Source organism: Ruegeria sp. YTSA144 (assembly GCF_059610125.1).
Genome location: NZ_JBXWNA010000001.1, coordinates 589,964 through 614,012 on the forward strand (window position 1 = coordinate 589,964; position 24,049 = coordinate 614,012).

General features: G+C 59.7%; 23 protein-coding genes. 9 read left to right on the forward strand and 14 right to left on the reverse strand.

All coding sequences use genetic code 11. The annotated features are described in order from the left end of the window. Window positions 1-46: 46 nt before the first annotated feature. Together AC2FF8_RS03035 and AC2FF8_RS03040 are read right to left on the reverse strand one after the other, a co-directional pair. The gene (locus tag AC2FF8_RS03035) at window positions 47-1,852 is read right to left on the reverse strand and encodes an ABCB family ABC transporter ATP-binding protein/permease (RefSeq protein WP_170343874.1); all 1,806 of its coding nucleotides are present in this window, start codon (window positions 1,850-1,852) and stop codon (window positions 47-49) included. 73 nt (window positions 1,853-1,925) lie between these two features. Beyond that, complete coding sequence (locus tag AC2FF8_RS03040) at window positions 1,926-3,302, reverse strand: LysM peptidoglycan-binding domain-containing protein (RefSeq protein ID WP_496878880.1); 1,377 nt, start codon at window positions 3,300-3,302, stop codon at window positions 1,926-1,928. Between the two features lie 127 nt (window positions 3,303-3,429). Between AC2FF8_RS03040 and AC2FF8_RS03045 the strand changes: the two genes are divergently transcribed. Beyond that, window positions 3,430-3,981, forward strand: coding sequence for an LOG family protein (locus tag AC2FF8_RS03045; protein WP_170343872.1), 552 nt, complete (start codon window positions 3,430-3,432; stop codon window positions 3,979-3,981). 43 nt (window positions 3,982-4,024) lie between these two features. On the opposite strand, the gene AC2FF8_RS03050 is transcribed toward AC2FF8_RS03045, so the two are convergent. The 3 genes from AC2FF8_RS03050 to AC2FF8_RS03060 form a co-directional block, all read right to left on the reverse strand. Next, window positions 4,025-4,486: a host attachment family protein gene (locus AC2FF8_RS03050; RefSeq protein WP_170343871.1), complete on the reverse strand. Its 462-nt coding sequence runs from the start codon at window positions 4,484-4,486 to the stop codon at window positions 4,025-4,027. Window positions 4,487-4,705: 219 nt separating this feature from the next. Then, a complete protein-coding gene (locus AC2FF8_RS03055; RefSeq protein ID WP_257598979.1) occupies window positions 4,706-5,584 on the reverse strand; it encodes a metallophosphoesterase in 879 nt (292 codons plus the stop codon). 4 nt (window positions 5,585-5,588) lie between these two features. After that, the gene (locus tag AC2FF8_RS03060; RefSeq protein ID WP_171228054.1) at window positions 5,589-6,188 is read right to left on the reverse strand and encodes a superoxide dismutase; all 600 of its coding nucleotides are present in this window, start codon (window positions 6,186-6,188) and stop codon (window positions 5,589-5,591) included. 100 nt (window positions 6,189-6,288) lie between these two features. Between AC2FF8_RS03060 and AC2FF8_RS03065 the strand changes: the two genes are divergently transcribed. Further along, entirely contained in the window at window positions 6,289-7,050 is a 762-nt protein-coding gene (locus AC2FF8_RS03065; protein WP_496878881.1) for an FkbM family methyltransferase, read from the forward strand. A gap of 183 nt (window positions 7,051-7,233) precedes the next feature. Then, window positions 7,234-7,545, forward strand: coding sequence for a hypothetical protein (locus AC2FF8_RS03070; RefSeq protein ID WP_496878882.1), 312 nt, complete (start codon window positions 7,234-7,236; stop codon window positions 7,543-7,545). 34 nt (window positions 7,546-7,579) lie between these two features. Here the strand turns inward: AC2FF8_RS03070 and AC2FF8_RS03075 are convergent, their stop codons facing one another. From AC2FF8_RS03075 to AC2FF8_RS03090, 4 genes are all read right to left on the reverse strand, one after another. After that, entirely contained in the window at window positions 7,580-8,146 is a 567-nt protein-coding gene (locus AC2FF8_RS03075; RefSeq protein WP_496878883.1) for a sarcosine oxidase subunit gamma, read from the reverse strand. Further along, window positions 8,139-11,153, reverse strand: a complete 3,015-nt coding sequence (locus AC2FF8_RS03080) for a sarcosine oxidase subunit alpha family protein (RefSeq protein ID WP_496878884.1) — start codon at window positions 11,151-11,153, stop codon at window positions 8,139-8,141. Before AC2FF8_RS03080 ends, AC2FF8_RS03075 begins: the two co-directional genes overlap by 8 nt. Window positions 11,154-11,220: 67 nt before the next feature. After that, the gene (locus tag AC2FF8_RS03085; RefSeq protein WP_152458389.1) at window positions 11,221-11,550 is read right to left on the reverse strand and encodes a sarcosine oxidase subunit delta; all 330 of its coding nucleotides are present in this window, start codon (window positions 11,548-11,550) and stop codon (window positions 11,221-11,223) included. A gap of 75 nt (window positions 11,551-11,625) precedes the next feature. Further along, window positions 11,626-12,870 carry a sarcosine oxidase subunit beta family protein gene (locus tag AC2FF8_RS03090; RefSeq protein WP_170343863.1) on the reverse strand — a complete coding sequence of 415 codons (1,245 nt, stop codon included), beginning with the start codon at window positions 12,868-12,870 and terminating at the stop codon, window positions 11,626-11,628. Window positions 12,871-13,046: 176 nt separating this feature from the next. On the opposite strand from AC2FF8_RS03090, the gene ccmI reads away from it, so the two are divergent. From ccmI to AC2FF8_RS03105, 3 genes are read left to right on the forward strand one after another with little or no spacing between them, the layout of a single operon-like run. Then, complete coding sequence (ccmI, locus tag AC2FF8_RS03095; RefSeq protein ID WP_496871981.1) at window positions 13,047-14,267, forward strand: c-type cytochrome biogenesis protein CcmI; 1,221 nt, start codon at window positions 13,047-13,049, stop codon at window positions 14,265-14,267. Beyond that, on the forward strand, window positions 14,264-14,746 hold the full coding sequence (gene ruvX / locus AC2FF8_RS03100) for a Holliday junction resolvase RuvX (protein WP_170343861.1): 483 nt from the start codon (window positions 14,264-14,266) through the stop codon (window positions 14,744-14,746). Before ccmI ends, ruvX begins: the two co-directional genes overlap by 4 nt. Further along, a complete protein-coding gene (locus tag AC2FF8_RS03105; RefSeq protein ID WP_171327948.1) occupies window positions 14,746-14,979 on the forward strand; it encodes a DUF1289 domain-containing protein in 234 nt (77 codons plus the stop codon). Before ruvX ends, AC2FF8_RS03105 begins: the two co-directional genes overlap by 1 nt. 651 nt (window positions 14,980-15,630) lie before the next feature. Here the strand turns inward: AC2FF8_RS03105 and AC2FF8_RS03110 are convergent. From AC2FF8_RS03110 to AC2FF8_RS03130, 5 genes are all read right to left on the reverse strand, one after another. Continuing rightward, the gene (locus AC2FF8_RS03110) at window positions 15,631-16,359 is read right to left on the reverse strand and encodes a SpoIIAA family protein (protein ID WP_496878885.1); all 729 of its coding nucleotides are present in this window, start codon (window positions 16,357-16,359) and stop codon (window positions 15,631-15,633) included. A 36-nt stretch (window positions 16,360-16,395) separates the two neighbouring features. Next, entirely contained in the window at window positions 16,396-17,178 is a 783-nt protein-coding gene (locus AC2FF8_RS03115; protein ID WP_496878886.1) for a hypothetical protein, read from the reverse strand. Then, the gene (locus AC2FF8_RS03120) at window positions 17,175-17,999 is read right to left on the reverse strand and encodes a sulfite exporter TauE/SafE family protein (protein WP_496878887.1); all 825 of its coding nucleotides are present in this window, start codon (window positions 17,997-17,999) and stop codon (window positions 17,175-17,177) included. Before AC2FF8_RS03120 ends, AC2FF8_RS03115 begins: the two co-directional genes overlap by 4 nt. A 15-nt stretch (window positions 18,000-18,014) precedes the next feature. Next, the gene (dusA, locus tag AC2FF8_RS03125) at window positions 18,015-19,010 is read right to left on the reverse strand and encodes a tRNA dihydrouridine(20/20a) synthase DusA (protein ID WP_496878888.1); all 996 of its coding nucleotides are present in this window, start codon (window positions 19,008-19,010) and stop codon (window positions 18,015-18,017) included. 138 nt (window positions 19,011-19,148) lie between these two features. Then, on the reverse strand, window positions 19,149-19,751 hold the full coding sequence (locus AC2FF8_RS03130; protein ID WP_496878889.1) for a TetR/AcrR family transcriptional regulator: 603 nt from the start codon (window positions 19,749-19,751) through the stop codon (window positions 19,149-19,151). A gap of 141 nt (window positions 19,752-19,892) precedes the next feature. Between AC2FF8_RS03130 and AC2FF8_RS03135 the strand changes: the two genes are divergently transcribed. The 3 genes from AC2FF8_RS03135 to AC2FF8_RS03145 all read left to right on the forward strand — a co-directional run bounded on the left by AC2FF8_RS03135 (window position 19,893) and on the right by AC2FF8_RS03145 (window position 23,997). Beyond that, window positions 19,893-20,357 (forward strand): (2Fe-2S)-binding protein, encoded by a 465-nt coding sequence (locus AC2FF8_RS03135; RefSeq protein ID WP_496878890.1) that lies wholly within the window; start codon window positions 19,893-19,895, stop codon window positions 20,355-20,357. Between the two features lie 3 nt (window positions 20,358-20,360). Continuing rightward, the gene (locus AC2FF8_RS03140) at window positions 20,361-22,547 is read left to right on the forward strand and encodes a xanthine dehydrogenase family protein molybdopterin-binding subunit (protein ID WP_496878891.1); all 2,187 of its coding nucleotides are present in this window, start codon (window positions 20,361-20,363) and stop codon (window positions 22,545-22,547) included. Between the two features lie 130 nt (window positions 22,548-22,677). Then, window positions 22,678-23,997, forward strand: a complete 1,320-nt coding sequence (locus tag AC2FF8_RS03145; protein WP_496878892.1) for a glutamine synthetase family protein — start codon at window positions 22,678-22,680, stop codon at window positions 23,995-23,997. Window positions 23,998-24,049 lie beyond the last annotated feature (52 nt).

Genomic DNA, 24,049 nt, shown 5'->3' on the forward strand with positions numbered 1-24,049 from the left:
TTCTGGTTTGTTGCATCATACCATGTTTCGCATCATGTTTGGGTCCTCAGGCTGCTTCGCCGTCAGATTGCTGCCGGTTCCACAGTTGCGCATACCGCCCCGACCGCGCCAACAACTCGTCATGCGTGCCCTGTTCGATGATCTCGCCAGCTTCCAGAACCACGATCCGGTCGGCTTCGGCAATGGTGCTGAGGCGATGGGCGATGGTGATAACCGTACGTCCCTCTCCTGCGCGCGCCAGCGCATCCTTGATGTCCTGCTCGGTATCGGTGTCCAGGGCCGAGGTCGCCTCGTCCAGCAACAGGATCGGCGGGTTCTTGAGCAAGGTCCGCGCGATGCCCACACGTTGTTTCTCACCGCCGGAGAGTTTGAGCCCCCGTTCACCCACCATAGTGTCATAGCCGTCGGGCAGCGAGGTGATGAAGTCGTGGATCTGTGCGGCTCGGGCTGCGTCCTCGACCTCTTCCGGGGTGGCTCCATCGCGGCCATAGGCAATGTTGTACCGGATGCTGTCGTTGAACAATACCGTGTCCTGCGGCACGACTCCGATGGCCGCGTGCAAGCTGGTCTGTGTCACATCCCGCACATCCTGCCCATCGATCTTCAACGCCCCTTTGGTCACATCGTAGAACCGGAACAGCAGCCGCCCGATGGTGGACTTGCCCGACCCTGTTGCCCCCACGATGGCCACGGTCTGCCCCGCCGGGACGGTCAATGAAACACCCTTGAGGATCTCCCTCTCCGGATCGTAGCCGAAATGCACATCGTCCAGAGTGACTTCGCCGCCATCTACCTTCAGGTTGGGTGCACAGGGCTTGTCGGTAACTTCGGCAGGCTGTTCGAGCAGATCGAACATCTGCCCCATATCGACCAACGATTGCCGGATTTCCCGATAGACCGTCCCCAGAAAATTCAGCGGTACGGTGATCTGGATCATGTAGGCGTTGACCATGACAAAATCGCCTACGGTCAGGTTTCCGCTCTGAACCCCGATTGCAGCCAGAACCATCACTCCGATCAGACCACAGGTGATCAGGAATGACTGGCCAAAGTTCAGAAATGCCAGCGAATATGCCGTTTTCAGCGCCGCCCCGGCATAGGCTTTCATCGACACGTCATACCGTTCAGCTTCGCGCTCTTCGGCATTGAAATACTTGACGGTTTCGAAATTCAGCAGGCTGTCGATGGCGCGCTGATTGGCTTCGGTGTCCTGATCGTTCATCTCGCGCCGAAGCTTCACCCGCCATTCGGTCACGGCAAAGGTGAACCAGATATACAGACCGATTGTGACAGCGACAACCACCAGATACCAGACATCGAACAGCCACATCAGGATGATCGCCACCAGCAGCAGCTCCAGGATCAGCGGCCCGATCGAGAACAGCAGAAAGCGCAACAGGAACTCGACGCCTTTGACGCCCCGTTCGATGATGCGGCTCAGACCTCCGGTACGGCGGGACACATGGTAACGCATCGAGAGGTTGTGAATATGCCGAAAGGTCTCGAGCGCCAGCGCCCGCAGGGCCCTTTGCCCCACAGGCGCAAAGGCCGCGTCCCGCAGTTGTTGAAAACCCACTGTCAACATCCGCGCCACGCCATAGGCAACCGTCAGCCCGACTGCGCCCAGCGCCACTGGTGGCACGCCCTCACCTGCCAGCGCGTCAACCGCACCCTTGTAAAGGATCGGCGTGTAGACCGCGATCAGCTTGGCCAGCACCAGCATGACCATGGCAATCACCACGCGGCGCTTTACCCATGGCTCATCCTGCGGCCAAAGATAGGGGGTCACTTTGCGGATCGTGCGCCAGCCCGAGCTTCGCTCGTCGCGCGGCACCATATCGTCCGAGGTCATAGCAGATGTTCGTCTCATCACGTACCTTAACTGCGGTCAGAGAGTGACCCCGGCCCTTTTGGGCCAGAGTCGATTATTGTTCAGGTATTGTGAAGACCTGCCCCGGATAGATCAGATCCGGATCGCGGATCAGGTCGCGATTGGCCTCGAACAGCCTTACATACAGGATCCCGTCGCCAAACCGGTCGCGCGAGATGGCCCACAGCGTGTCGCCCCGTTGAACAGTAACCGAACGAATTGCTGGTGCTTCCCCCTGCGCATTGGCCTGGCTGGCCGCCACGGCGGCATCCAACACTTCAACCGGTTCCCGCTTGAACGGCGTTTCAACCCGGCTGAGCACCGTCCCGTCCGTATTCACCGCATCCACGCGCAGGGTGTAGACACCCGGATCAATCCCCTCAAGATCGCTGCGCCAGGATCCATCCTCTTGCGGGTCGAGATCAGCGATCAGACGATTGTTCAGGTACAGTCGAACGGCTGCGCCGTCCTGAACACGCCCAGTCAACTGAACATTGCCGGTCTCAGAATATCCGATGGTATCCAGTGCGATCTGTTCGGGGGGCGTATCCCGCACCACAGGCGGCTGCACCAGTTCAACGCCTTCTTCGCCGGACCGCAGCACGGCAATCTGCTGATCCGGTTCGGGTGCCTCTGCCGGCAAATCGGCGGTTTGCGTTTCCTCGGCTTCAGGCACCGTGGTTTCGGTTCCGGTCACGTCAGTTTCCGCCGCTTGGACTTCGGTCGCCGTTTCGGGCTCAATGTCTGCATCGGCTGTCGCGATGGTGGCGTCTTCGGCATCGGCCGGCCTGTCCGGATCGGATGCCGGCGATTCTTCAGATACAGGTGCTTCTTCGACCGGCTTTGGCAAAGCCGCAATCAGATAGTCGTCGGACCGTGCGATCCGTTCGCCATCCTTGCTTTGCAGGACCAACCCCTGAGCCGCGTCGCTGAACGGGATCGAAACGAATTCGGCAAACTGGCCGCTGCCGTCCACGGAAAATGTGTGCAGGGGTTCTCCGTTCAGCAGCACCTCGATCCGGCTGCCGGGCTCGGCATCGCCGGACAACAACGTCGTGCCATCTGGTTGAACAAAAATCTGATCCAGCGCTGGAGGGGCCGCTGGCGCAGGCGCGGAATCTTCCGGCTCAGCAGCGGCAGTATCCGCGTCAGAGGCTTCGGCCGCTTCACGTGTGTCCTCGGCAGGCTCGGTCGTGGGCCCTTCATCCGCAGGAACTGCCTGTTCAGCCGTTTCCGGTTCCGAGACCTGCGTCTCCTGCTTTTCAGGTTCCGGGGCTACGGCGGATGCGGTTTCCTGCGGGGCCCTCGGCTCGGGCGCTTTGGTGAAGACGCCGGACAAATACAATCCACCCGCGCCCAATATCGCAACAAGACCCGCAATCACCCCCCAGATGAAATTGCCCGAGCTTCCGTTTCCCGATTTGGCGTCCATTATTTTCCTTTCACTCCGCCGGGCAAAAGCTTTGCGTTGAAAAGCTTTCCGACGGACAGTTGAGCCAATCTATCAATCCCGCTATCACGGGTCAAAACCCCTGACACAACCCCGGAGCCCCCCTTTGATGTCTCAGAAATCAATCTGTGTGTACTGCGGGTCACGCAATGGAGCCGAGAAGGCTTATTCTGAAACTGCACGGCAGTTTGGCAGCCTGCTGGCGCAGGAAGGCTGGCGGCTGGTCTACGGAGCCGGAGATGTCGGTTTGATGGGTGAAGTGGCCCGTGCCGCACAGAATGCCGGTGGTGAAACTTTCGGCGTCATTCCGGTGCATCTGGTCAAGCGTGAGGTCGGGAAGACGGATCTGACCCATTTCGTGATCACCGAGACAATGCACGAGCGCAAGAAGGTCATGATCATGAACGCCGACGCCGTCGTTGTTCTGCCCGGCGGTCCGGGGTCGCTGGACGAGTTGTTCGAGGCGCTGACCTGGCGCCAGCTTGGGCTGCATGACAAACCCATCGTCGTGGTCAATGTGAATGGCTATTGGGACGCGTTGCACACATTGTTGGACCAGGTGATCGGGCAAGGCTTTGCCGACACGTCTCTGGCGGATTTCATCACCTGGGTAGAAGACGCCGATACAGCCATGAGCGCCTTGCGAGACAAACTGACCTGAGGATGGAAAGCCGTGCGGGCGGTTGAGCCGCCCGCCGTATTGATCAGGCCAGTCTGGCCTTGGGTTGCAGACTGTGGCGTACCACCTGCTCGACCTTGTGCAAAGGATGATTGGTCAGGGTCTTGTTGACCTCGGCCACGACCTTTCCCAGCACCTCGCTGTGCAAACGACGCCGCAACAGACCCAGAACCTGTGGGCTTGCCACAAGAACCAGCCGGTCATAGGCCCCTTTCAGCCCCTTCCGATTCAACAGATTCGCCAGATCCTGCACGAACAGAGATTTTGCGTGTGCCTTCCACGTGGGTTCTTCAACTGCCGATTTCTGTTTCGGTCCGCCGTCGTTGCGACGACCTGCGCGGTCAGTCGGTTTCCCGGTCGGGCCGTCTTGTTCTTCAACAGCGACGACGACAAGGTTGGGATCGTCGGCATCGGTGATATTCTCCATCACCAGCGCTTTCTCTCCATCTGCAACAATAACCCAAGTTCCCTGTGTAAGTGCGACCATTGCGATCTCCTGTTAAGGTTGTTTTCTGGGTATCTCTCGACCTGCCGGACATGCGGGGTCGTTCACGCACCAGCAGTGCGCAGCCCGATCATTGTTTGAATTGACAAGCAGTTCTCTCCCTCTGCCTTACAGAGATGTGCATTGGAAAGCAGCAAACAAGATACCGTCATGCAGAAAGCGCACGTATCGGCGGGTTTTCACCGGTCGGTCATCAACCCTTTAGGCGGACATCTCGACAACGGTGATTTCGGGCGTCACGCCCAGTCGAACCGGCAGGATTGAACATCCGATACCGCCCGACACCACCAGATCGCGCCCATCTTCGCGTACATGGCCATAGGCATAGCGATTGCCGAATTTCGATGGCACGACGGGCGACCAGCCGAACAGGCGCACCTGGCCACCATGTGTGTGCCCCGAAAGGGTCAAGGCCACCCGCTCGGGCACAGTGGGAAAAACATCGGGCTCATGCGCCATCATCACAACCGGAGCGTCATCGGTGATCTGCGCCAGAGTACCCGCCAGATCGTCCAATCCTTGTGGTTTGCCTTTGCGCCAGATCGCTAGCTGATCCTCAAGCCCGGCCAGCCAGATGCCCGGAGCCTCGAGTTTGATGGCAGCATTGGACAACACCGAAATGCCATTCTGTTCCAGGATCTTGGCATAGCGATTGGGCCCGGATCCGCGCCGCTGCGCCGTCCTGTCATCCCACCAGTCGTGATTGCCCAGCACGGCAAAGACACCATTCTTCGCCTCAAGCCCGGCAAGCACGGGTGCCAGGTCCTGCATCTTGACCGTGTCCGACACACCTTTGTGGCTTGCAAAGAAATCACCCAGCAGAAGGATCACGTCCGGAGCCAGCGCATTGGTTCGGCGGACCACCTGCTTTACGCGGTTCAGGCCGACATAGGGCTCGCCCACATGCAAATCGGACAGTACGGCGATTCTGAGCGGCGGCGCTGTCCAGTCGTCCCGCTGAATGCGCCATTTGCGCACGCGCAAACGAACCGCGGGTTCAATGACGAACCCGTAGGCGGCCGTGACAAGGCCTGCCAGCGTCACCGCCAGCAGGCCCTTTATGAACCGACGTCGGTTCAATACGTTACATCCGGGATGCGACGTTTTCCCAGTTCACCAGATTGTCGAGGAAGTTCGACAGGTAAGCCGGGCGCTTGTTGCGGAAATCGATGTAGTAGGAGTGCTCCCAAACATCGCAACCCAGCAGCGCGGTCTGACCAAAACAGAGCGGGTTAACACCGTTCTCGGTTTTGGTGACGGCCAGCGAGCCATCGGCATTCTTGACCAGCCACGCCCAGCCCGAACCGAACTGACCGGCACCGGCAGCGCTGAATTGCGATTTGAATTCGTCAACCGAACCAAAGCTTTCTGTCAGAGCCTTTTCCAGCTCGCCCGGCATCTTGGACTCGCCCGGCCCCATCATCTCCCAGAACTGGTTGTGGTTCCACAACTGGCTGATGTTGTTGAAGATGCCGTTTTGTGCCACGGCGTTTGCGTCGTAAGTGCCAACGATGATCTCTTCCAGCGACTTGCCGTCCCACTCGGTGCCGGCGATCAGCTTGTTGCCGTTGTCGACATAGGCCTTGTGGTGCAGGTCGTGGTGATATTCCAACGTTTCCGCGGACATACCCTTGGCTGCCAGCGCGTCATGTGCATAAGGAAGATCAGGAAGTTCAAAAGCCATGTCGGCCCCCTGTTTAAATGTAAGTTGCGGTTCCCAAGGTTAAATGCTTTGGCAACCGCCGCAGGTCAAGGGCCGAGACAAGAAAACCCGGAGGCAGACGATGCTGACACAGGTGCGCAAGATGTTCTATCGCACCCGCGGATATTATGCGGGCAATCTGAACGGCGAGCGCTTTCGTCTGGACCCGTATCATTCGAAGTTCTGGCGCAAGGCCACTTCGGGCGCGTGGGAACCTGAAACATTCGCAGTTCTTGACCGGTTCCTGTCCCCGCAAGGCGACTATCTGGATATCGGGGCGTGGATTGGCCCGACGGTCCTGTACGGCGCACGCAAGGCGCGGCATGTCTGGTGTTTTGAGCCTGACCCGACCGCGTTCCGGCACCTGGCATGGAACCTTGATCTGAACGGCATTCAGAACGTCTCGGCCTTCGGGGTCGCCCTGTCAGATCGGTTTGCCGTGGCTCGCATGGCCTCTGTACGCGGTGAACCCGGGGATTCCACCAGTTCCCTTCTGCACGACGGGGCGCATGGGTCTGATGCGTTGACGATCGCCTGGGACCAGTTCGAAGCGGCGAACGATTTGTCGCGGGTGTCGCTGGTCAAGATGGACATCGAAGGGGCGGAATTCATTGTCGCACCCACTTTGTCCGCGTGGCTGAAGGAACACCGCCCCGCCCTTCTTCTGTCTCTTCACGCGCCTCTGCTGCCGGAAAACGAGAGGCACGAACGTGTCAGCGCTTTGATGGATGAGCTGGGGTTTTATTCGGGGCTGTCGGACGACAAAGCGCACCCCCTGAAGGTTTCGGACTTGCTGACCAAAGACGGTCTGAGCCGTTTTCACACCGTTCTCTTGCAAGGGTAGAACGTCAGCCGATTTTTTCTTCGCTTACGCGAAGTCCTGCTTGCATCTGTGAGATGTATCGCTTTGAGTGCCTACATAAGAAATCACAGCCAACCGGATAAAATGAAAAGACTTTTCCTGATTGTCGCCGCCGCGGTGCTTGCATAAACCGCTGCCGCCGAAACAGTTACCTATCATTGCAAAATGACCAAACAGGACGCCCATGGCTGGATCGCGCCAGAGTATGCTTTCCAGATTGACCCCGCCGCAACTTCGGCGATGGCCGCCACGTCGTACCAGGATTGGGCCAAGGCAAAATTCAAAAACCGCGGCGCCAAGGGGTATCGTATTATCTGGAACCTCGATCAAAAAATGGCTGCCGGCGGCAATGTCCGTGTTCGATATCAAGCGAACCTGAAACCATCCGACAACACAGTCGCCGTCCGCATGGCATTTGTTCAGGGAAACTTCGCGAACAAGCCTTTTGGGGTCGGGACCTGTTCGACAGTCAAGTAAGAAAAAGCCCCGGTGGAACCGGGGCTTTTTTTGTTCAGTAGACCCCGACCTCACTGCCGGGCTGTGCTGCCACCTTGAGCAGTTTGAACACATAATCCGCTGCCGAACGGAAGCAGACCACGCGGAAGGTCTGTTCATCATCCATCCAGAAAGCACCAGCCACCTGCGCCAGACGCGTGCGGCGGATCTGGCCAGGCTGGAAAGCATCCGCCGACAGATCGACAGGTGCGACCTTGCCCAGAACTTCGCGGGCGCTGGCACCAGAGACGCTGAAGACGGCGCGGGCATCCGAGACGTTGACCGCCAAAGCATGGGTGCCACTCAGGGCACCGACCATGTCGGCCAGTTTGGCTTCGACCTCGGCATAAGGCACCAGAACCAGCAACTCGTCGGTCGACATCCAAGCCACGCCGGTGTCGCCGGTCACAAGCGCCTCGCGCTGACCGGGTATTTTCTGGCCGGTCGCATCCTTGACGGCCTTGGCCAGCACCTTGTCGGACAGGTCGCCGCGCAGGGTGATCATGCCTTGCAGGCCGCATTCCTTGACCTGGGCGATGCCGTCATAGCTTGCGTGGTTCAATGCGCTGATGGGTTCAGACATTCTGCTTCTCCCCGTCCTTGTCATAAAAGATCGGGTCCACGATCTTGGCTTTGTAGGTTTTGCCGTCGGTACCCGGGAACTCGACGATCTCGCCCATGCGGTCGGGGCCGTGTTTGATCAGCCCCATGGCGATGCCTTTGCCCAGATTGGCCGAGTAATATGTCGACGTCACACGGCCGATCATGTTGCGCTGACCGTTGGCATTGACGCCCTCGCCCACCGCATAAGCACCATCCGGCAGAACCGATCCATCCACAGTCTCGAGACCGACCAGTTTCCAGCGCGCGGGATCCGCCATGTGGCTGCGGGAATGGGCGCGTTTGCCCAGATAATCCTCTTTCTTCTTGGACAGCGCCCAGTGCAGCCCCAGATCCTGCGGGATCACGGTGCCGTCGGTCTCGTCCCCGATCATGATAAAGCCCTTCTCGGCCCGCAGGATGTGCAGGCATTCGGTTCCGTACGGCATGACGCCAAACTCTTTGCCTGCCTCCATCAAGGCATCCCAGAACGCCTGACCCTGGCTGGCGGGAACGGCGATTTCATAAGACAGCTCGCCCGAGAACGAAATGCGGTAGGCCCGGCAATCGAAGCCTCCGATCTTGCCATCGCGCCATTCCATGAAGGGCAGCGCCTCTTTGCTGACATCCATGCCGCCCAGCTTCTCCAGCACCTTGCGGGCGTTGGGGCCGACCACGGCGACCTGCGCGTATTGCTCGGTCACGTTGGCGACATAGACTTTCCAGTCCCACCATTCGGTCTGAAGCCATTCTTCCATGTGACCATGGATACGCTCGGCCCCGCCGGTGGTGGTGTGGCACAGCCATGTGTCCTCGTCGATGCGAGCGACAACGCCGTCGTCGATCAGAAAGCCGTTTTCAGAACACATCAGGCCATAGCGACACTTGCCGACCTTCAGCGTCGACATCATGTTGGTGTACATCATGTCGAGGAACTTGCCGGCATCCGGGCCTTTGACGATCAGTTTGCCCAGCGTCGAGGCATCCAGCAGGCCGAGGTTCTCGCGGGTGTTCTTGACCTCGCGATTGACCGCGTCGTGCACGGATTCACCGGGGCGGATATAGGCATAGGCCCGGCGCCAGTGACCGACCGGCTCCCAATCGGCGCCGTTCCTGTCGTGCCAGTTGTGCATCGGTGTCTGACGGATCGGTTGGAATACATCGCCGCGTGCCTCACCGCCGATCGCGCCCATCGAGATGGGCGTATAAGGCGGGCGGAAGGTGGTTGTGCCAACCTTGGGAATTTCGGATTCCAGTGCATCAGCAAGGATCGCCAATCCGTTGATATTGCTCAACTTACCCTGATCGGTCGCCATACCCAGAGTGGTATATCGCTTGGTGTGTTCGACGCTTTCATACCCTTCGCGCGCGGCCAGCTGGACGTCTGAAACCTTGACGTCGTTCTGGAAATCCAGCCACGATTTCATGCGCAATTGAACTTCGGCATTTGCCGGCATGAGCCAGACCGCTTCCATCGGCGCCTCGACGGTTGTCTCACCTGCGGGCGCCTTGGTGTTCTTGGGCTTGAAGCCAGCCGCCTTGGCAGCCGCCTTGCCGGCGGCATGGGCGTCTGTCAGTACATCTTGCAATGCCAGAGGACCGTTGGACGCGCCAGCAGCAACAACGAACCCCTTGCCGTCGGCCCCCAGCGGCGGACGCTCGGGATCCGGCCGGAAATGCGCGTTCGCGTCGTCCCAGATCAGCTTGCCTCCGCAATGGGACCACATGTGCACGACCGGAGACCAGCCGCCAGACATGGCGACCGCATCCGCCTCGACCTCTTCACGCGCGCCGCCGACACCTTCCTGATTGCAGATGGCAACCTTTTTGACGCGCTTGCCGCCTTTGACCTTGGCAATGGCCTTGCCCGGGTCGACGCGGATACCCAACTGGCGGGCTTCTTCCGCTAGAGGTCCAGCCGTTGCCCGTGCGTCAACAATACGCAAAACATCCACACCGGCCTGTTTCAGGATGATCGCGGTGCGGTAAGCGTCATCATTGTTGGTGGCAACGATGACACGATCCCCCGGCGTCACCCCCCAGTTCACGACATAATCGCGCATGGCCGAAGCCAGCATCACACCCGGAACATCGTTGCCAGCAAAGGACAATGGTCTTTCAATTGCACCCGTTGCCGTCACAATTTGCTTGGCACGAATGCGCCACAAGCGATGGCGCGGGCCTTGCACGCCCGGCGTGTGGTCGGTCAGACGTTCGTATCCCAACACATAACCATGGTCATAAACACCCGCTCCCATGCAGCGCTTGCGCATGATGACGCTGTCCATTGTTTCGAGTTCGGAAACCAATTGCTCCACGAACTTATCCACAGGCTCACCATTGACGGTGCCGCCGTCAACCGGAGCGCGACCGCCCCAGTGCGCGGTCTGCTCGATCAGCAGAACCTTGGCACCGGACTGTGCCGCCGCCTTGGCCGCCTGCAAACCAGCCACACCACCGCCGATCACCAGAACATCGGTAAAGGCGTAGAAGTGCTCATAAGTGTCGGCATCCCGGTTGTCCTTGTCGGGCGCCTTACCCAATCCCGCCGACTGCCGGATGAAAGGTTCGTAGACGTGTTTCCAGAAGGGTTTGGGGTGGATGAACGTCTTGTAGTAGAAGCCGGCCGGAAGGAACCGGGCAAAGGCCGTGTTGACCGCGCCGATATCATGTTCAAGGCTTGGCCAATGATTCTGTGAGATTGCGGTCAAGCCGTTGAACACCTCGGTCGTGGTGGCGCGCTGGTTCGGTTCGAACCGGTTGCCCTGTCCCAGACCGACAAGCGCGTTCGGCTCTTCCGCGCCGCTGGCGACAACGCCGCGGGGTCGGTGGTATTTGAACGACCGGCCAACCATCATCTGGTCATTGGCCAGCAGGGCCGAGGCAAGCGTATCCCCCTCATATGCCTGCATCGAGGTTCCGTTGAAGGTGAATGATACCTTTTTCGACCGGTCAATCAGCCGGCCTTGTTTTGCGAGACGGGTGCTCATGTCGCTGACCTTTCGCATGTGGAGGCGTCAAAGCCTCCGGCGGGAGTATTTTTGAAAAGATGAAGCATCAGGAGAACTCTCTCCACGTCCAGCCGGGCCGTTTGGCAGTGATGGCATCCTTGATGTCCTGCGGCGGCTCGGTGACCTGCGCGGAATAGGTGCCGAACACTTCGAGTGTCTGCGTGCAGCGCGCGGCGTGGAACCACTTGCCGCAGCCATTGGCGTGGCGCCAGCGTTCAAAATGAACACCTTTCGGGTTTTCACGCATGAACAGATAGTCGTGGAATTCGTCATCGGACGAGCCCGGGCCGAAACGCTTCAGATGCGCTTCGCCGCCGGCAGCCAGTTCGGTTTCTTCGGCGTCTACGCCGCAATAGGGGCAATTCAGGATTAGCATGTTGTCATCCTTTTGGCGGTCGGTCGGCGCGGGGGCCGACCTGAATTCTGTTTTCTGGCACCTTCGGGAATCCCCCTAGTGCGCCACCCCGGCGGCGACGCTTTCGTCGATGAAGCGGCCTTCTTTGAAGCGGTCCATCGAGAAGGCTTCGGTCAGCGGTGAGTGGCCCGTCGCCATCAGCTGCGCCATCCCCCAGCCCGAACCCGGAATCGCCTTGAAGCCACCGGTACCCCAGCCGCCATTGATAAAGCAGCCCTGTAGCGGTGTTTTCGACAGGATGGGCGAGCGGTCACCTGTCATGTCCACGATCCCACCCCACTGGCGCAGCATCTTCAGACGCGAGATCATCGGGAAGGTTTCGACCAGCGCCCGCACGGTTTCCTCGATATGATGGAACGACCCGCGCTGCGTGAAGTTGTTGAACCCATCGGTGCCGCCACCGATCACCATTTCGCCCTTGTCGGATTGTGACATATAGCCGTGCACGGTGTTGGCCATCACCACCACATCCATGCAGGGTTTGATCGGCTCGGATACCAGCGCCTGCAAGGCAACGGCCTCCAGCGGCAGGCGGAAGCCCGCCATTTCGGCCAACTGACCCGAATGGCCCGCGACGACGATGCCCAGCTTGTCACAATCGATGGCACCCTTGGTGGTGTCGACCCCGACGACGCGACCGTTATCCGAGCGTATACCGGTGACTTCGCATTGCTGGATGATGTCCATACCCATCGCCGAACAGGCACGCGCATAACCCCACGCCACCGCGTCGTGGCGCGCCGTGCCCCCGCGTTCCTGCCAAAGGCCGCCCAGAACCGGATACCGGGGGCCGTCCAGGTTGATGATAGGCACCAGTTGTTTGACGCGTTCGGGACCGATCCATTCCGTCTTTACACCTTGCAGCGCGTTGGCATGGGCCGTGCGCTGGTAGCCGCGGATCTCGTGCTGGGTCTGTGCCAGCATGATGACACCGCGCGGGCTGAACATGATGTTGTAGTTCAGCTCCTGGCTCAGGTCCTCGTAAAGGCTGCGCGCTTTCTCGTAGATCGCGGCAGACGGGTCTTGCAGATAGTTCGAACGGATGATCGTCGTGTTGCGGCCGGTATTGCCGCCGCCCAGCCAGCCTTTTTCGATAACCGCGACATTCTGGATGCCATAGTTCTTGCCAAGGTAATACGCGGTCGCCAGACCATGACCGCCAGCACCAACGATGATGACGTCATAACGCTTCTTGGGTTCGGGTGAGCGCCAGGCGCGCTCCCATCCGGTGTGATAGCGCAGAGCTTCCCGCGCCACAGCAAAGGCTGAATAGTGTTTCATGTGCGAATCCATCCGGTTCGGTGATTGGGCGCAGATATGCCGTGTGAGTGCATTTTAGCCCTGCCGTGCAACGCCGCAATATAGCACTATTGCGACATGTCGCTCATTCGCGGCCATTTGTCCCTTTTGTCGGACGCCTCACAGGTCTAAGTCAGGGCAGCATCCTCGGAGGGACCATGACGTTCTGGGTTCTGATTTTTCTTGTCGCGCTGCTGATCGCAGCTTTTCTCAGCTTTACCCTGCTGCGCAAACGCCGTGGGGATGAACCCGCGGCCGCATACGATCTGCGGGTTTATCGCGAACAGTTGGCCGGTGTGGATCGGGATCTGGCGCGCGGGGTCATTGGCGAGGCCGACGCGGAACGGGTGCGCACGGAAATTTCCCGTCGCATTCTGGCCGCAGATGACCAGATGAAGAAAGAGGGCGCCGGCGCCGGACCTTCTCGTACCGTTTCAGCGTTGTCGATCCTGGCCATCTCGCTGCTTCTGATCGGTGGCGCATTGGCGATGTATCATCGCACCGGGGCCGTCGGATTGCCCGATATGCCGCTGACCGCACGGTTGGAACTGGCCAAGGAAGTGCGCGCCAACCGGCCATCCCAAAGCGCCGCGGAAGAGCTGGCGACCCCGCCCCAACCTGCGCAGTTGGACGAAAGCTATGCGAACCTGCTGAAGCAGTTGCGTGAAACGGTTGCGAACCGGCCAGACGATTTGCAGGGTCAGATGCTGCTGGCGCAGCACGAGACGAATGCGGGCAACTTCAAGGACGGGTACACCGCACAGCAAAAGGTGATCGAGCTGTCCGGCGACAGTGCCACGGCTGATACCTATGCGGACCTGGCAGAAATGATGATTCTGGCCGCAGGTGGATATGTCTCACCCGAAGCGGAACAGGCGCTGATCGAAGCGCTGAACCGTGACCCCCGTCACGGCCCGGCGCGCTATTATTGGGGGCAGATGCTGGCCCAGATCGGGCGGCCGGACCTTGCCTATCGCATGTGGGTCGAAACGTTGCGGGAATCCCCGGCAGGTGCGCCCTGGGCCGAAGCAATTCGGGCTCAGATCGACGAACTGGCCTTTCGGGCCGGTGTATTCAATGCACCGGATCTGAGCACGGCACCTGGCCCCAGTCAGGAAGACATGGCCGCCGCCGCAGAGCTGAGCCCCGAAGAACGGCAGCAGATGATTCAGGGCATGGTGGACCAGTTGTCTGACCGTCTGGCGACAGAAGGCGGGTCCCCCGAGGAATGGGCCCGCCTGATCGCCGCCTTGGGCGTTCTGGGCCAGGGCCAGCGTGCCATCGATATTCGCGATGAGGCCATGGAAGTGTTTGCCGGCAACTCAGAGGCGCTGCAGATCATCGATGCGGCGGCCCTTCAGGCCGGGATCGCTCAATGATCCATGACGCTATCGAAGATTTTGCAGCAGCGCTGCAACCTATGAGTGCCCTGATGGGGCTGGACCTTGGGGAAAAGACAATCGGAGTCGCAGTGTCCGACCGGATGCGCGGCGTCGCCAGCCCGCTGGAAACGGTACGGCGCAAGAAATTCACGCTCGATTCCGCGCGCCTGATCGAAATTGTAACCGATCGCGAGATCGGGGGCATCTTGCTGGGCCTGCCAAAGAACATGGATGGCAGCGAAGGGCCAAGATGCCAGTCAACGCGGGCATTTGCGCGCAATTTGTCCCGCCTGACCGATTTGCCCATCGGATTTTGGGACGAACGGCTCAGCACGGTTGCGGCAGAAAAAGCACTGCTTGAGGCGGATACGACACGAAAACGTCGCGGACAGGTTATTGATCACGTTGCGGCCAGCTATATCTTGCAAGGGGCGCTGGACAGGCTGCGCTTTTTGCAACGGGTCGGAGACCAGTGATGACGAATATGGTTTGGAAAAGGAATGAGGTCGAAAGCCCTTGTGTCCAGATCTGTGTCGTTCACCCGACTGAACGTATCTGTACCGGCTGCTATCGCACGATTGATGAAATCACCCGCTGGTCCAAGATGGACAGCCGCGAACGCGCCGAAATCATGGAAAACCTGCCAACCAGAAAGCCGCGCCTTAGCAAACGTCGTGGCGGGCGTGCAGCGCGGCTGAACGGTTCCTGAATTCAACCGGTCTGCATCGGGGCAAATCCCTGTGTTCTCAAGAATTGTCGCGGGCAGGTCCGTTCGGCTCGTGCCCGCGCAGCTCTGACTCGAACAGAGCAGTGATTTCGGATCTGCTTGTTTTTGCAGTCCCGAGTTTGTCGGTTGCATGTTGGACATGCTTCGTGCTGGTCTTGTCCGCCTTGAATGCCGGCGTCTTGCGTGCAGCAAATCTTTCCATCAACAACTTAAATGTCATCGCAAACTTCCCGCTTCCAATAACTGTGCCGCCGCGGGCCGAGGTCGAGCTCCAAGAGGGGCCAGCTCATGAACGCATCTGTTCAACGTGAGTGGAGGCCCGCAGCGACACGGCGTAGGTAAGGGCATTTCCGGTCAGATTTAGGGGGAAAACACGCGGTTTTTGGTCCGTGTTGACCTTAAGGTCAGATATTCCACGGAAAAACCCACCAGTTCCCTTACGTCACAATTCTTGACCGGCACGGTATCAAGACCGGTTTCAAAACATGTGGAGAGTTTCGTTCCGCGAAACAAGCCAATCAGATTAGGTCAATTCACGCTCAAAGGTGCTTTGTTCTGACCAGAGAACAAAGCACGCAAGCCGTTCGTTGGCAGCAAGATCACAAGATGCAGGTTGGGGCGCAGAGCAGGTCCTTACCCGGCGGCCAACCAGGTTTTGGCGTTTTCGATTTCCTCGGACGGAAAGAACTGAGTCCGAGTGCCCAAGACATGACTGGCGACACGTTGTGCCATGTGCTGCCAGCTTTTGTCCCCGACGATGGCCGCGCGATCCAGTTGCCCGATATGGCGGCTGGCCAGACGAAAATGTGCCGCAAGAGCGGACAACCCCTGCCAGCCATCAAATTCCCGCAGGTCGATCAGCAACCGAAACCCGGACCGGTCATGCAACAAAGCGTCCAGGTCGCGCTCGGCCTGCTTGTATTCCTCCGGGTCCAGTTTTCCCAAAAGGCTGATCTGCACGCATGGGCCCTCAAGATCGGTCACGTGAATGGACCCCAGCGACTCGCGCATCCAGCGGCGCGCGGCCTCAAGCTCGGCCAATTCAAAGACCTGAACCGGGCACGGCAGGATCGGGGCCGCCAGTCGGATGCTGGTTTGCACCCAGCCCTGATCGGCAACAACCGCGATCCGGTCGAACCCCCGCCAGTGGCTGAGCCCCAGCTTGGTGTCGGACCAGGCCGCACCCAAATCATACCCCTTGAACTCCGGCTGCACGATAGCCAGCAGCCGAACGGAATCGTGTTCGGTGAGCGCCGCTTCGATCGCAGGAACCAAGATGTCCGCGTAGTCGGCGCTGGTGACCTTCCCCGACAACTCGACTTCAATCAACGCACCATCAGAATTCGTATGGACCGTAATCATCGGTCAAAACCTCCAAAGTCAAACAATGACAGGAAGTTAAGAGGATTCGACCCATTCCGCCACACCCCCGGCGCATTCCGGGCGGAAATAGGCGATCATCCGTCCATCCGGCCCAGCGTTTGCCGTGTCTGCCCAAGGGGCAACCCCGTGCAGGCAATGGCGGTGCAACACGTAAGCCTCGCCCGGTTTTGCAGGCAGTTCGATTCGCGGGCAGGTTTCGAAAACCTCGCGACGGGCGGATTGGTAGATATCCGTTATATCGATTTCATGCAGACGCTCTTGTGGCTTCCCCGCAAGGGCGCGCCTGAACGCCGCGCCCAGGATATGATGGCTGCCCTCCCACAACACCATGGGCGAGGCATCCGGGCTGGCCTCGGTCAGCGGTATGCCCAAAATCCAGGCATGCGGTTCATCGACCCGGCGGCGGCGATCCGGCCCCATTGGGCGCAAGCCATCCACATGGGCCGCGTCCCGATTTCTGCGATACCGCGCGGCGGCTTCGTTTTCCCCCCGACGCGGGCGTGGATATCCCGGATGCATGACCGAGACTTGGCCTTTGTGAAGCGGCAACTGCCCATAACGCCCAGCAATGAATGACATGGCGGTTCCTGCCAAAGGCCCCGAACGGCCAACCCTGCCCTGCGCGTCATTGGGCAACGCGTCAACACCGATGAACCACGTCCCGTCACAATCCAGCCAGTCAGCATGGGCCGGGTCCGTTACCGAGGCCCGTGCGGCAGGCAGCGCATGGCCCACCCAGGCCGCAAGCACTGGATCATAGGGGAATTTCACCCACCCCCTGACGTCAAAATCCTTCACAAACCCACCGCCTTGCGCAGCATATTGAGCGCCACCAGCGTAAGGAACACGGCGAACACGCGCTTCAAGGGTTTCGGATCCATCGCATGGGCCAGCTTCACCCCCCAGGGCGCGGTGATCATCGTCATTGCCACGACGATACCGAAGGCCACCAGATTGACCGCCCCAATGGTCAGCGGAGGCCGGTGTTCCGGTGCGATATCCAGAAACAAAAAACCGATGACCGAGGGCACGGCGATGATCACACCAAATCCGGCCGCGGTTGCCACGGCACGGTGGATCGGCGTGTTGTAAAGACTCATCAGCGGCACACCAAAACTGCCGCCGCCTATTCCCATCAGAACCGAAAGAAACCCGACCGCAGGAGACAGGATGGCCCGCTTTACCCCACCGGGCATGACATCACCCAGCCGCCATTCCGAACGCCCCAGCCCCAGGTAGGCCCCGATCACCATTCCCAATATGCCGAACAGTGCCTGCAAGGCCTCGGTGCGCAGGGCCGAGGCAACCAGAACCCCGATGATCGCACCGACGACGATCCCCGGCCCCCAACCGCGCAGGATATCCCAATCCACCGCACCCTTCTTGTTGTGCGCAAGAACGGATCGGACCGACGTCACGATGATCGTGGCCAGCGACGTGGCCAGACACAGCTGCATCAACTGCGGACCGCCGTAGCCAAGAGTTTGAAACGCATAGAAAAAGGCGGGCACCAAGACGATTCCACCGCCGACCCCCAGCAATCCGGCAAGTACGCCGGCCAGCGCTCCGATCACAAGCAAAAGGCCCAGCATCTGGGCCAGCAACATCGTCTCGGGCATCGTTCCCCCTGCCGCTTATACTTCTGCCATAGGCGCCACTTGATCCAGCGCCCGCAGCATCACCTCGGGTCCGGCCCCATCCTGCACGGCCCCTTCCGACAAGGCGCGCCGCCATGCGCGGGCTCCGGGACGACCCGCGAAAAGGCCCAACATATGACGCGTGATCTGGTGCAAACGACCGCCATTGGCAAGATGCCGTTCCACATAAGGCACCATGTGTTGAACGATCTCGAACGGATCACGCGTTTTTCCGGTACCAAAGATGCGTCGGTCAGCATCCGACAGGACATCGCCCGGCTGATGGTACGCGGCCCGACCGATCATCACGCCATCAAGACCGGCTTCCAGATGAGAGGCTGCCTCGTCCAGCGTGTTGATGCCGCCATTGATCGATATGTGAAGATCCGAAAACTCATCCTTCATCCGATGCACAAGGTCATAGTCCAAAGGCGGAATATCCCGGTTTTCCTTGGGGCTCAGCCCCTGCAACCACGCCTTGCGGGCATGGATCGTCACCCTTTGGCACCCTGCCGCGCTGATGTGCCCAAGAAATGCGGGCAATACATCTTGGGGCTCCTGGTCATCGACCCCGATGCGGCATTTAACGGTGACATCCACGTTCACCGCTTCGCGCATGGCAGTCACGCAGTCGGCAACGCGGGCTGGATCTTTCATCAAAACCGCGCCGAAAGTGCCGGATTGAACCCGATCCGACGGGCAGCCGCAGTTCAGATTGATCTCATCATACCCGGCCTCAGCCCCCAAACGCGCGGCCTGTGCCAGTTCTTCCGGGTCAGAGCCGCCGAGTTGCAAAGCAACCGGGTGTTCTTCAGGAGAATGGTCCAACAGATGCACCGCCCCGCCCCGCACCAGCGCCGGCGCTGTCACCATCTCGGTATACAGCAACGTTTCCGCGCTGAGCAGCCGATGAAAATAGCGACAGTGGCGATCTGTCCAGTCCATCATGGGTGCCACGCTTAAACGCGCAGCCTGTGTTGCCTTGCCTGTCACAGCAACGCCTCCGTCCTGCTATGTTTCGAAATCCGATGGCCTGTCAGTGGTCTTGCCCACCCGAATCAAGTCAAAAAGCCCTAACACATCCCTCTGACGGCGTCCCGACGGCGGCCGTCGGGATTCAGCTGTTTCCGATCAGACACCATATCGGCTCATCACCATCTGGACACTGCTTTCGATCGTTTCCGTCATCTTGGCTTCGCCAAGCGCGCCACCCGTAAACAGCAGTGGCCAGAAGGCGCGCGCCTTGATCAGGCCAATGAATTCGCGCCCGGCCCGTTCCGGGTCATCGATCCGAAGCTGCCCATCCTCTGCCGCATCCTTGAGCATGGCAATGAACGTCGCCGTCTTGTCCAGCTTGCCCTGAGCTTCCGCCGCAAGCGTCGGGTTGCGCAAGGTTTCGCTGATCACCATCCGGGCCATCGCAATAACATCGGGCCGCATCAGAATACGTCCCTCGGCCCAGGCCAGTTCGGTCAGTTGCGTACGAATATCGCGACCTTTTTCATACCGGATTTCCAGCACTTCAGCAAAGCGGCTGGACAATTCGACCACGATGGAGCGGAACAGGTTTTCTTTACTTTCAAAGTACTTGTACAACGTACGCTTGGACACTTCGGCCCGTGCTGAAATGCGGTCCATACTGGCCGCCGCAAAGCCCTTTTCCTGGAACTCTGCCACGGCAGCTTCGATGATCTGTGCGCGCTTGGACGCATTATGTGCGCTGCATTCGTTCATGTCAGAGCTATAGACCTGTTGACGCGCCTTGGTCAAACACTAGGTAAACGCAGAAGTTTACAGAGGCAAAATTATATGCCATGAGTAAACCCGCGAGTTTACCAATTGCGGAAACCAGCACCAACAGGAGACCCCCTCATCATGGCTCTTACATTGAACCTGAACGGCAAGACCCACGAGGTTGAGGCCGAACCCGGAACGCCTCTTCTCTGGGTGATCCGAGACGAACTGAAACTGACCGGCACGAAATTCGGCTGTGGCGTTGCATCCTGCGGGGCCTGCACCGTGCATCTGAACGGTGAACCCGTCCGTTCGTGCCAGACTTTCATTGAAGACGTCGACGGCGCCGAAGTCACGACCATCGAAGCTGTCGGTGACGACAGGATCGGCGCTGCCATACAACAGGCCTGGGTCGAACTGGATGTCGTCCAGTGCGGCTACTGCCAGTCGGGTCAGGTGATGTCGGCTGTCGGGCTGCTGTCCGAGAACCCGAAACCGTCGGCTCAGGAGATTGACGAGTACATGTCCGGCAATGCCTGCCGCTGCGCCACCTATCAACGCATCCGCGCCGGTATCCAGCGCGCGTCTGAAATTCTGGAGGCCTGATCCATGACCATCAACACCTCTCGCCGTGGGTTTCTGAAAAGTGCCGCCGCTGCCGGTGCCGTCCTGCTGGTCGGCACCCGTCCGGACGGTGCACTGGCCGCGGCCTCGTCCGAGACCGCGCAGTTCAACCCGTTCGTGAAAATCGATGCCGATGGCACCGTGACCGCCATCGTCAAACACTTTGAAAAAGGTCAGGGCCCGGCAACCGGGCTGCCGACGCTGATTGCCGAAGAAATCGGCCTGACCATGGACCAGATCGAATACGAGTTCGCCCCCTCGGATCCGAACGTTTACAACAACCTGCTGTTTGGTCCATTCCAGGGCACCGGCGGTTCGACCGCGATGGCGAATTCGTGGCTGCAATACCGTCAGGCCGGTGCTGCTGCGCGCGAGATGCTGATCAACGCCGCCGCGCAGAGCTGGGGCGTGGATGCATCCGGCATCACCATCGAAGACGGCATCGTCAAGGCAGGCGACAAGTCGGCTCCGATCGCTGAGTTCGTGTCCGCTGCGTCGCAACTGGACGCTCCGGCAGAGCCGCGCCTGAAGGACCCGTCGGAATTCCGCCTGATCGGAAATGAAACGGTGCGCCGCAAGGATTCGGCAATCAAGGGCAACGGCCAGGCGATGTTTGCCATGGACGTTCACCTGCCCAACCAGATGATCGCCATGATCAAACGCCCGGAAGCGAAGGGCGGCATCGCCCTGGGCTTTGATGACAGCGCATCGAAAGAGGTCAAAGGCTATATCAGCGCCGCGGTTCTGCCCAATCAGGCCGGTGTCGCGGTTTATGCCGAAAACACCTGGGCCGCGATTCAAGCACGCGATGCGCTTGAGGTCGAATGGGACATGTCCGGCGCGGAAACCCGCAACTCGGACCAGATCAAGGCCGAGATCATGGCCGCGCTGGAGGCTGAGCCCACGTATAACGTGAACAAGGCGGATTTTGCAGCTGTGGCAGCCGCCATCGACGGCGCGGACAAGGTCGTCGAACAAACGTTTTACTTCCCACTGCTGGCCCATGCCCCGATGGAACCGCTGAACTGCACCATCGAGCAGACCGCAGACGGAGACATCGTTCTGCATGACGGGGCACAAATGCCGACGGGGCCTCATATGGCCTACCAGCAGATCTTTGGCCTGCCCGCCGAGAAGATCCACATCAAGACCATGCTGGCAGGCGGGTCTTTCGGGCGCCGCGCCACCCCGGATGCGGATTATCAGGTCGAGGCCGCCCTGGCCTTTGTCGTCACTGACCGCTCGCGCCCGGTGAAACTGGTCTGGACCCGCGAAGACGATATCCGCAGCGGGTATTACCGCCCCGCCTTTGGCCACAAGGTCCGGGTCGGGCTGGATGCCGATGGCAAAATCGTCGGATGGCAGCATCAGGTAGCTGGCCAATCAATCATGAAAGGCACGGCCTTCGAGGCCTTCGCAGTGCATGACGGGGTCGACCACAGCTCGGTCGAAGGTATCGCGGACAGCCCCTACCAGATTCCGGGAATGGCGCTGGGTTTAACAGATACGCCCAAGGCAACCTCGGTACTATGGTGGCGCTCGGTGGGGCACACCCACACGGCCTATACGATGGAAACCATGATGGATCTGGTGGCCCAATCGGCAGGGCGCGATCCGGTGGAATTCCGTCTGGCCCATCTGTCCGACAGCAGCAACGCGGACCAGCAGCGAAAAGCCGCTGTTTTGAAGCTGGCGGCCGAAAAGGCAAACTGGGGCAATGCGCCAGAAGGTCGGTCGCAGGGGATTGCCGTTCATAAGTCCTTTGGGTCTTACGCGGCTGAAGTGGTCGAAATCTCGGGCGATCCGGAAAGTGGCATCAAGATTGAAAAGGTCACCTGTGCCGTGGATTGCGGCATTGCCGTGAACCCGGATGTTGTGCGCGCGCAGATGGAAGGCGGCATCGGCTATGGCATTGGCCACGTGATGCGTGACCAGATCACTCTGACCAGCGGTGCTGTGGATCAATACAACTTCCCGGACTACGAACCGCTGCGTATCGGGGATATTGCCGCAATTGACGTACATATCGTGCCATCGGCCGAAGCGCCAACCGGCGTAGGAGAACCCGGCACGCCACCGTCAGCGCCTGCATTGGCCAATGCGATCAATGCGCTGTCAGGTGTGCATGTGGCGCAATTGCCAATGGAAGCGCATGGTGTCAGCTTCGCTTAAAAGCACCTCTCCGCGCCGGTCAGAACCGGCGCGGACGTTCCACGACCCCCAAGCAAAATTTGATCAAATTTGATGACAAAGCAGATCCATTGAAGTAAATCACTGGGGAGTTTCACCGACGGAGCCCCCAATGGACCTGAGCGCCCTGCACAATTTCCGCGTTGCCGCATGTGATCTGAATGGTCAGATGCGCGGCAAACGCGTGCCCCCCGTCTATGCGGACAAACTGGAGAAGGGGGCTGTACGAATGCCATTCTCGGCACTGAACGTTGATCTGTGGGGCGCAGATATCGACGGTAGCCCGCTGGTCTTTGAAACCGGCGACGCAGATGGGGTGCTGCGCCCGACCGAACGCGGCCCGGTACCCGTGCCCTGGCTGGATACGGAAACGGCGCTGGTGCCAATGAGCTTGTATGATGATGACGGCGTACCGTTCCCGGGCGACCCGCGGCATGCTCTGTCTGCCATACTCGACCGCTATGCGCAACGTGGCTGGTCCGTTGTTGCCGCGACGGAGTTGGAGTTCACACTCGTTGACGCTTCTGGCGCGCAACCACAACCGCCAGTGAATCCGATCACCGGGCGGCGCCTAGCGGATGAGGCCGTTCTGTCGGTTGCTGAAATGGACGCGTTCGAAGCATTCTTCACCGACCTGTACGACGGCTGCGCCGCAATGGGCATCCCCGCGCAGACGGCCATCTCGGAAAGCGGCATCGGCCAGTTCGAGATCAACCTGAACCATCAGGACGCCATGCGCTGTGCCGATGATACGTGGCTTTTCAAGGTATTGACGCGTGGATTGGCGCGCAGGCACGGATTTGCGGCCACCTTCATGTCCAAGCCTTATGCCGATGACGCGGGCAACGGAATGCATGTGCATTTCTCGGTGTTGGACCAGACCGGGCGCAATGTGTTCGACAACAACGGGCCGGAAGGCACCGAGGTTTTGCGATCTGCCGTAGCTGGCTGTGTCGCGGCCATGCCAGGCAGTACGCTGATATTTGCCCCCCACGGCAACTCCTACACACGGCTCATACCGGGTGCACATGCGCCCACGGGCGCCTGCTGGGCCTATGAAAACCGAACCGCAGCCATTCGCATCCCGGGCGGAGCCCCGGCCGCACGGCGCATCGAACACCGCGTCGCCGGCGGAGACATAAACCCGTATCTGATGCTGACGGCGGTTCTGGGCGCGGCACTTGTCGGCATCGAGGACGGCTTGACACCACCTGCCCCGATCACGGGGAACGCCTATGACATCGCGGACCTGCCTCAGCTGATGCCGGATTGGTCGAGCGCGATTGACAGGTTTGCCACGGATCCCTTGGTGGCGCGGCTGTTCCCCGCTGACCTGATCCGCTATCTGACCATGACCAAGCGGCAAGAGATCACCCGATTTGAGAGCATCCCGCCCGAGGATCACTGGCTGAGCTATCTCGAGACGGTTTGACCCCCCTTGCCGCATCAACCAGTCTCGGCTAGGATTAATTTGATCAAATTTG

Coding starts and splice junctions, on each gene's coding strand:
- AC2FF8_RS03045 (WP_170343872.1), top strand. CDS start 3,430: ATGTCTCAGAAATCAATCTGTGTGTACTGCGGGTCACGCAATGGAGCC.
- AC2FF8_RS03040 (WP_496878880.1), bottom strand. CDS start 3,302: ATGGACGCCAAATCGGGAAACGGAAGCTCGGGCAATTTCATCTGGGGG.
- AC2FF8_RS03135 (WP_496878890.1), top strand. CDS start 19,893: ATGGCTCTTACATTGAACCTGAACGGCAAGACCCACGAGGTTGAGGCC.
- AC2FF8_RS03065 (WP_496878881.1), top strand. CDS start 6,289: ATGCTGACACAGGTGCGCAAGATGTTCTATCGCACCCGCGGATATTAT.
- AC2FF8_RS03140 (WP_496878891.1), top strand. CDS start 20,361: ATGACCATCAACACCTCTCGCCGTGGGTTTCTGAAAAGTGCCGCCGCT.
- ccmI (WP_496871981.1), top strand. CDS start 13,047: ATGACGTTCTGGGTTCTGATTTTTCTTGTCGCGCTGCTGATCGCAGCT.
- AC2FF8_RS03120 (WP_496878887.1), bottom strand. CDS start 17,999: ATGCCCGAGACGATGTTGCTGGCCCAGATGCTGGGCCTTTTGCTTGTG.
- AC2FF8_RS03080 (WP_496878884.1), bottom strand. CDS start 11,153: ATGAGCACCCGTCTCGCAAAACAAGGCCGGCTGATTGACCGGTCGAAA.
- AC2FF8_RS03145 (WP_496878892.1), top strand. CDS start 22,678: ATGGACCTGAGCGCCCTGCACAATTTCCGCGTTGCCGCATGTGATCTG.
- AC2FF8_RS03075 (WP_496878883.1), bottom strand. CDS start 8,146: ATGTCTGAACCCATCAGCGCATTGAACCACGCAAGCTATGACGGCATC.
- AC2FF8_RS03090 (WP_170343863.1), bottom strand. CDS start 12,870: ATGAAACACTATTCAGCCTTTGCTGTGGCGCGGGAAGCTCTGCGCTAT.
- AC2FF8_RS03035 (WP_170343874.1), bottom strand. CDS start 1,852: ATGACCTCGGACGATATGGTGCCGCGCGACGAGCGAAGCTCGGGCTGG.
- ruvX (WP_170343861.1), top strand. CDS start 14,264: ATGATCCATGACGCTATCGAAGATTTTGCAGCAGCGCTGCAACCTATG.
- AC2FF8_RS03085 (WP_152458389.1), bottom strand. CDS start 11,550: ATGCTAATCCTGAATTGCCCCTATTGCGGCGTAGACGCCGAAGAAACC.
- AC2FF8_RS03130 (WP_496878889.1), bottom strand. CDS start 19,751: ATGAACGAATGCAGCGCACATAATGCGTCCAAGCGCGCACAGATCATC.
- AC2FF8_RS03060 (WP_171228054.1), bottom strand. CDS start 6,188: ATGGCTTTTGAACTTCCTGATCTTCCTTATGCACATGACGCGCTGGCA.
- AC2FF8_RS03110 (WP_496878885.1), bottom strand. CDS start 16,359: ATGATTACGGTCCATACGAATTCTGATGGTGCGTTGATTGAAGTCGAG.
- AC2FF8_RS03050 (WP_170343871.1), bottom strand. CDS start 4,486: ATGGTCGCACTTACACAGGGAACTTGGGTTATTGTTGCAGATGGAGAG.
- AC2FF8_RS03105 (WP_171327948.1), top strand. CDS start 14,746: ATGACGAATATGGTTTGGAAAAGGAATGAGGTCGAAAGCCCTTGTGTC.
- AC2FF8_RS03070 (WP_496878882.1), top strand. CDS start 7,234: ATGACCAAACAGGACGCCCATGGCTGGATCGCGCCAGAGTATGCTTTC.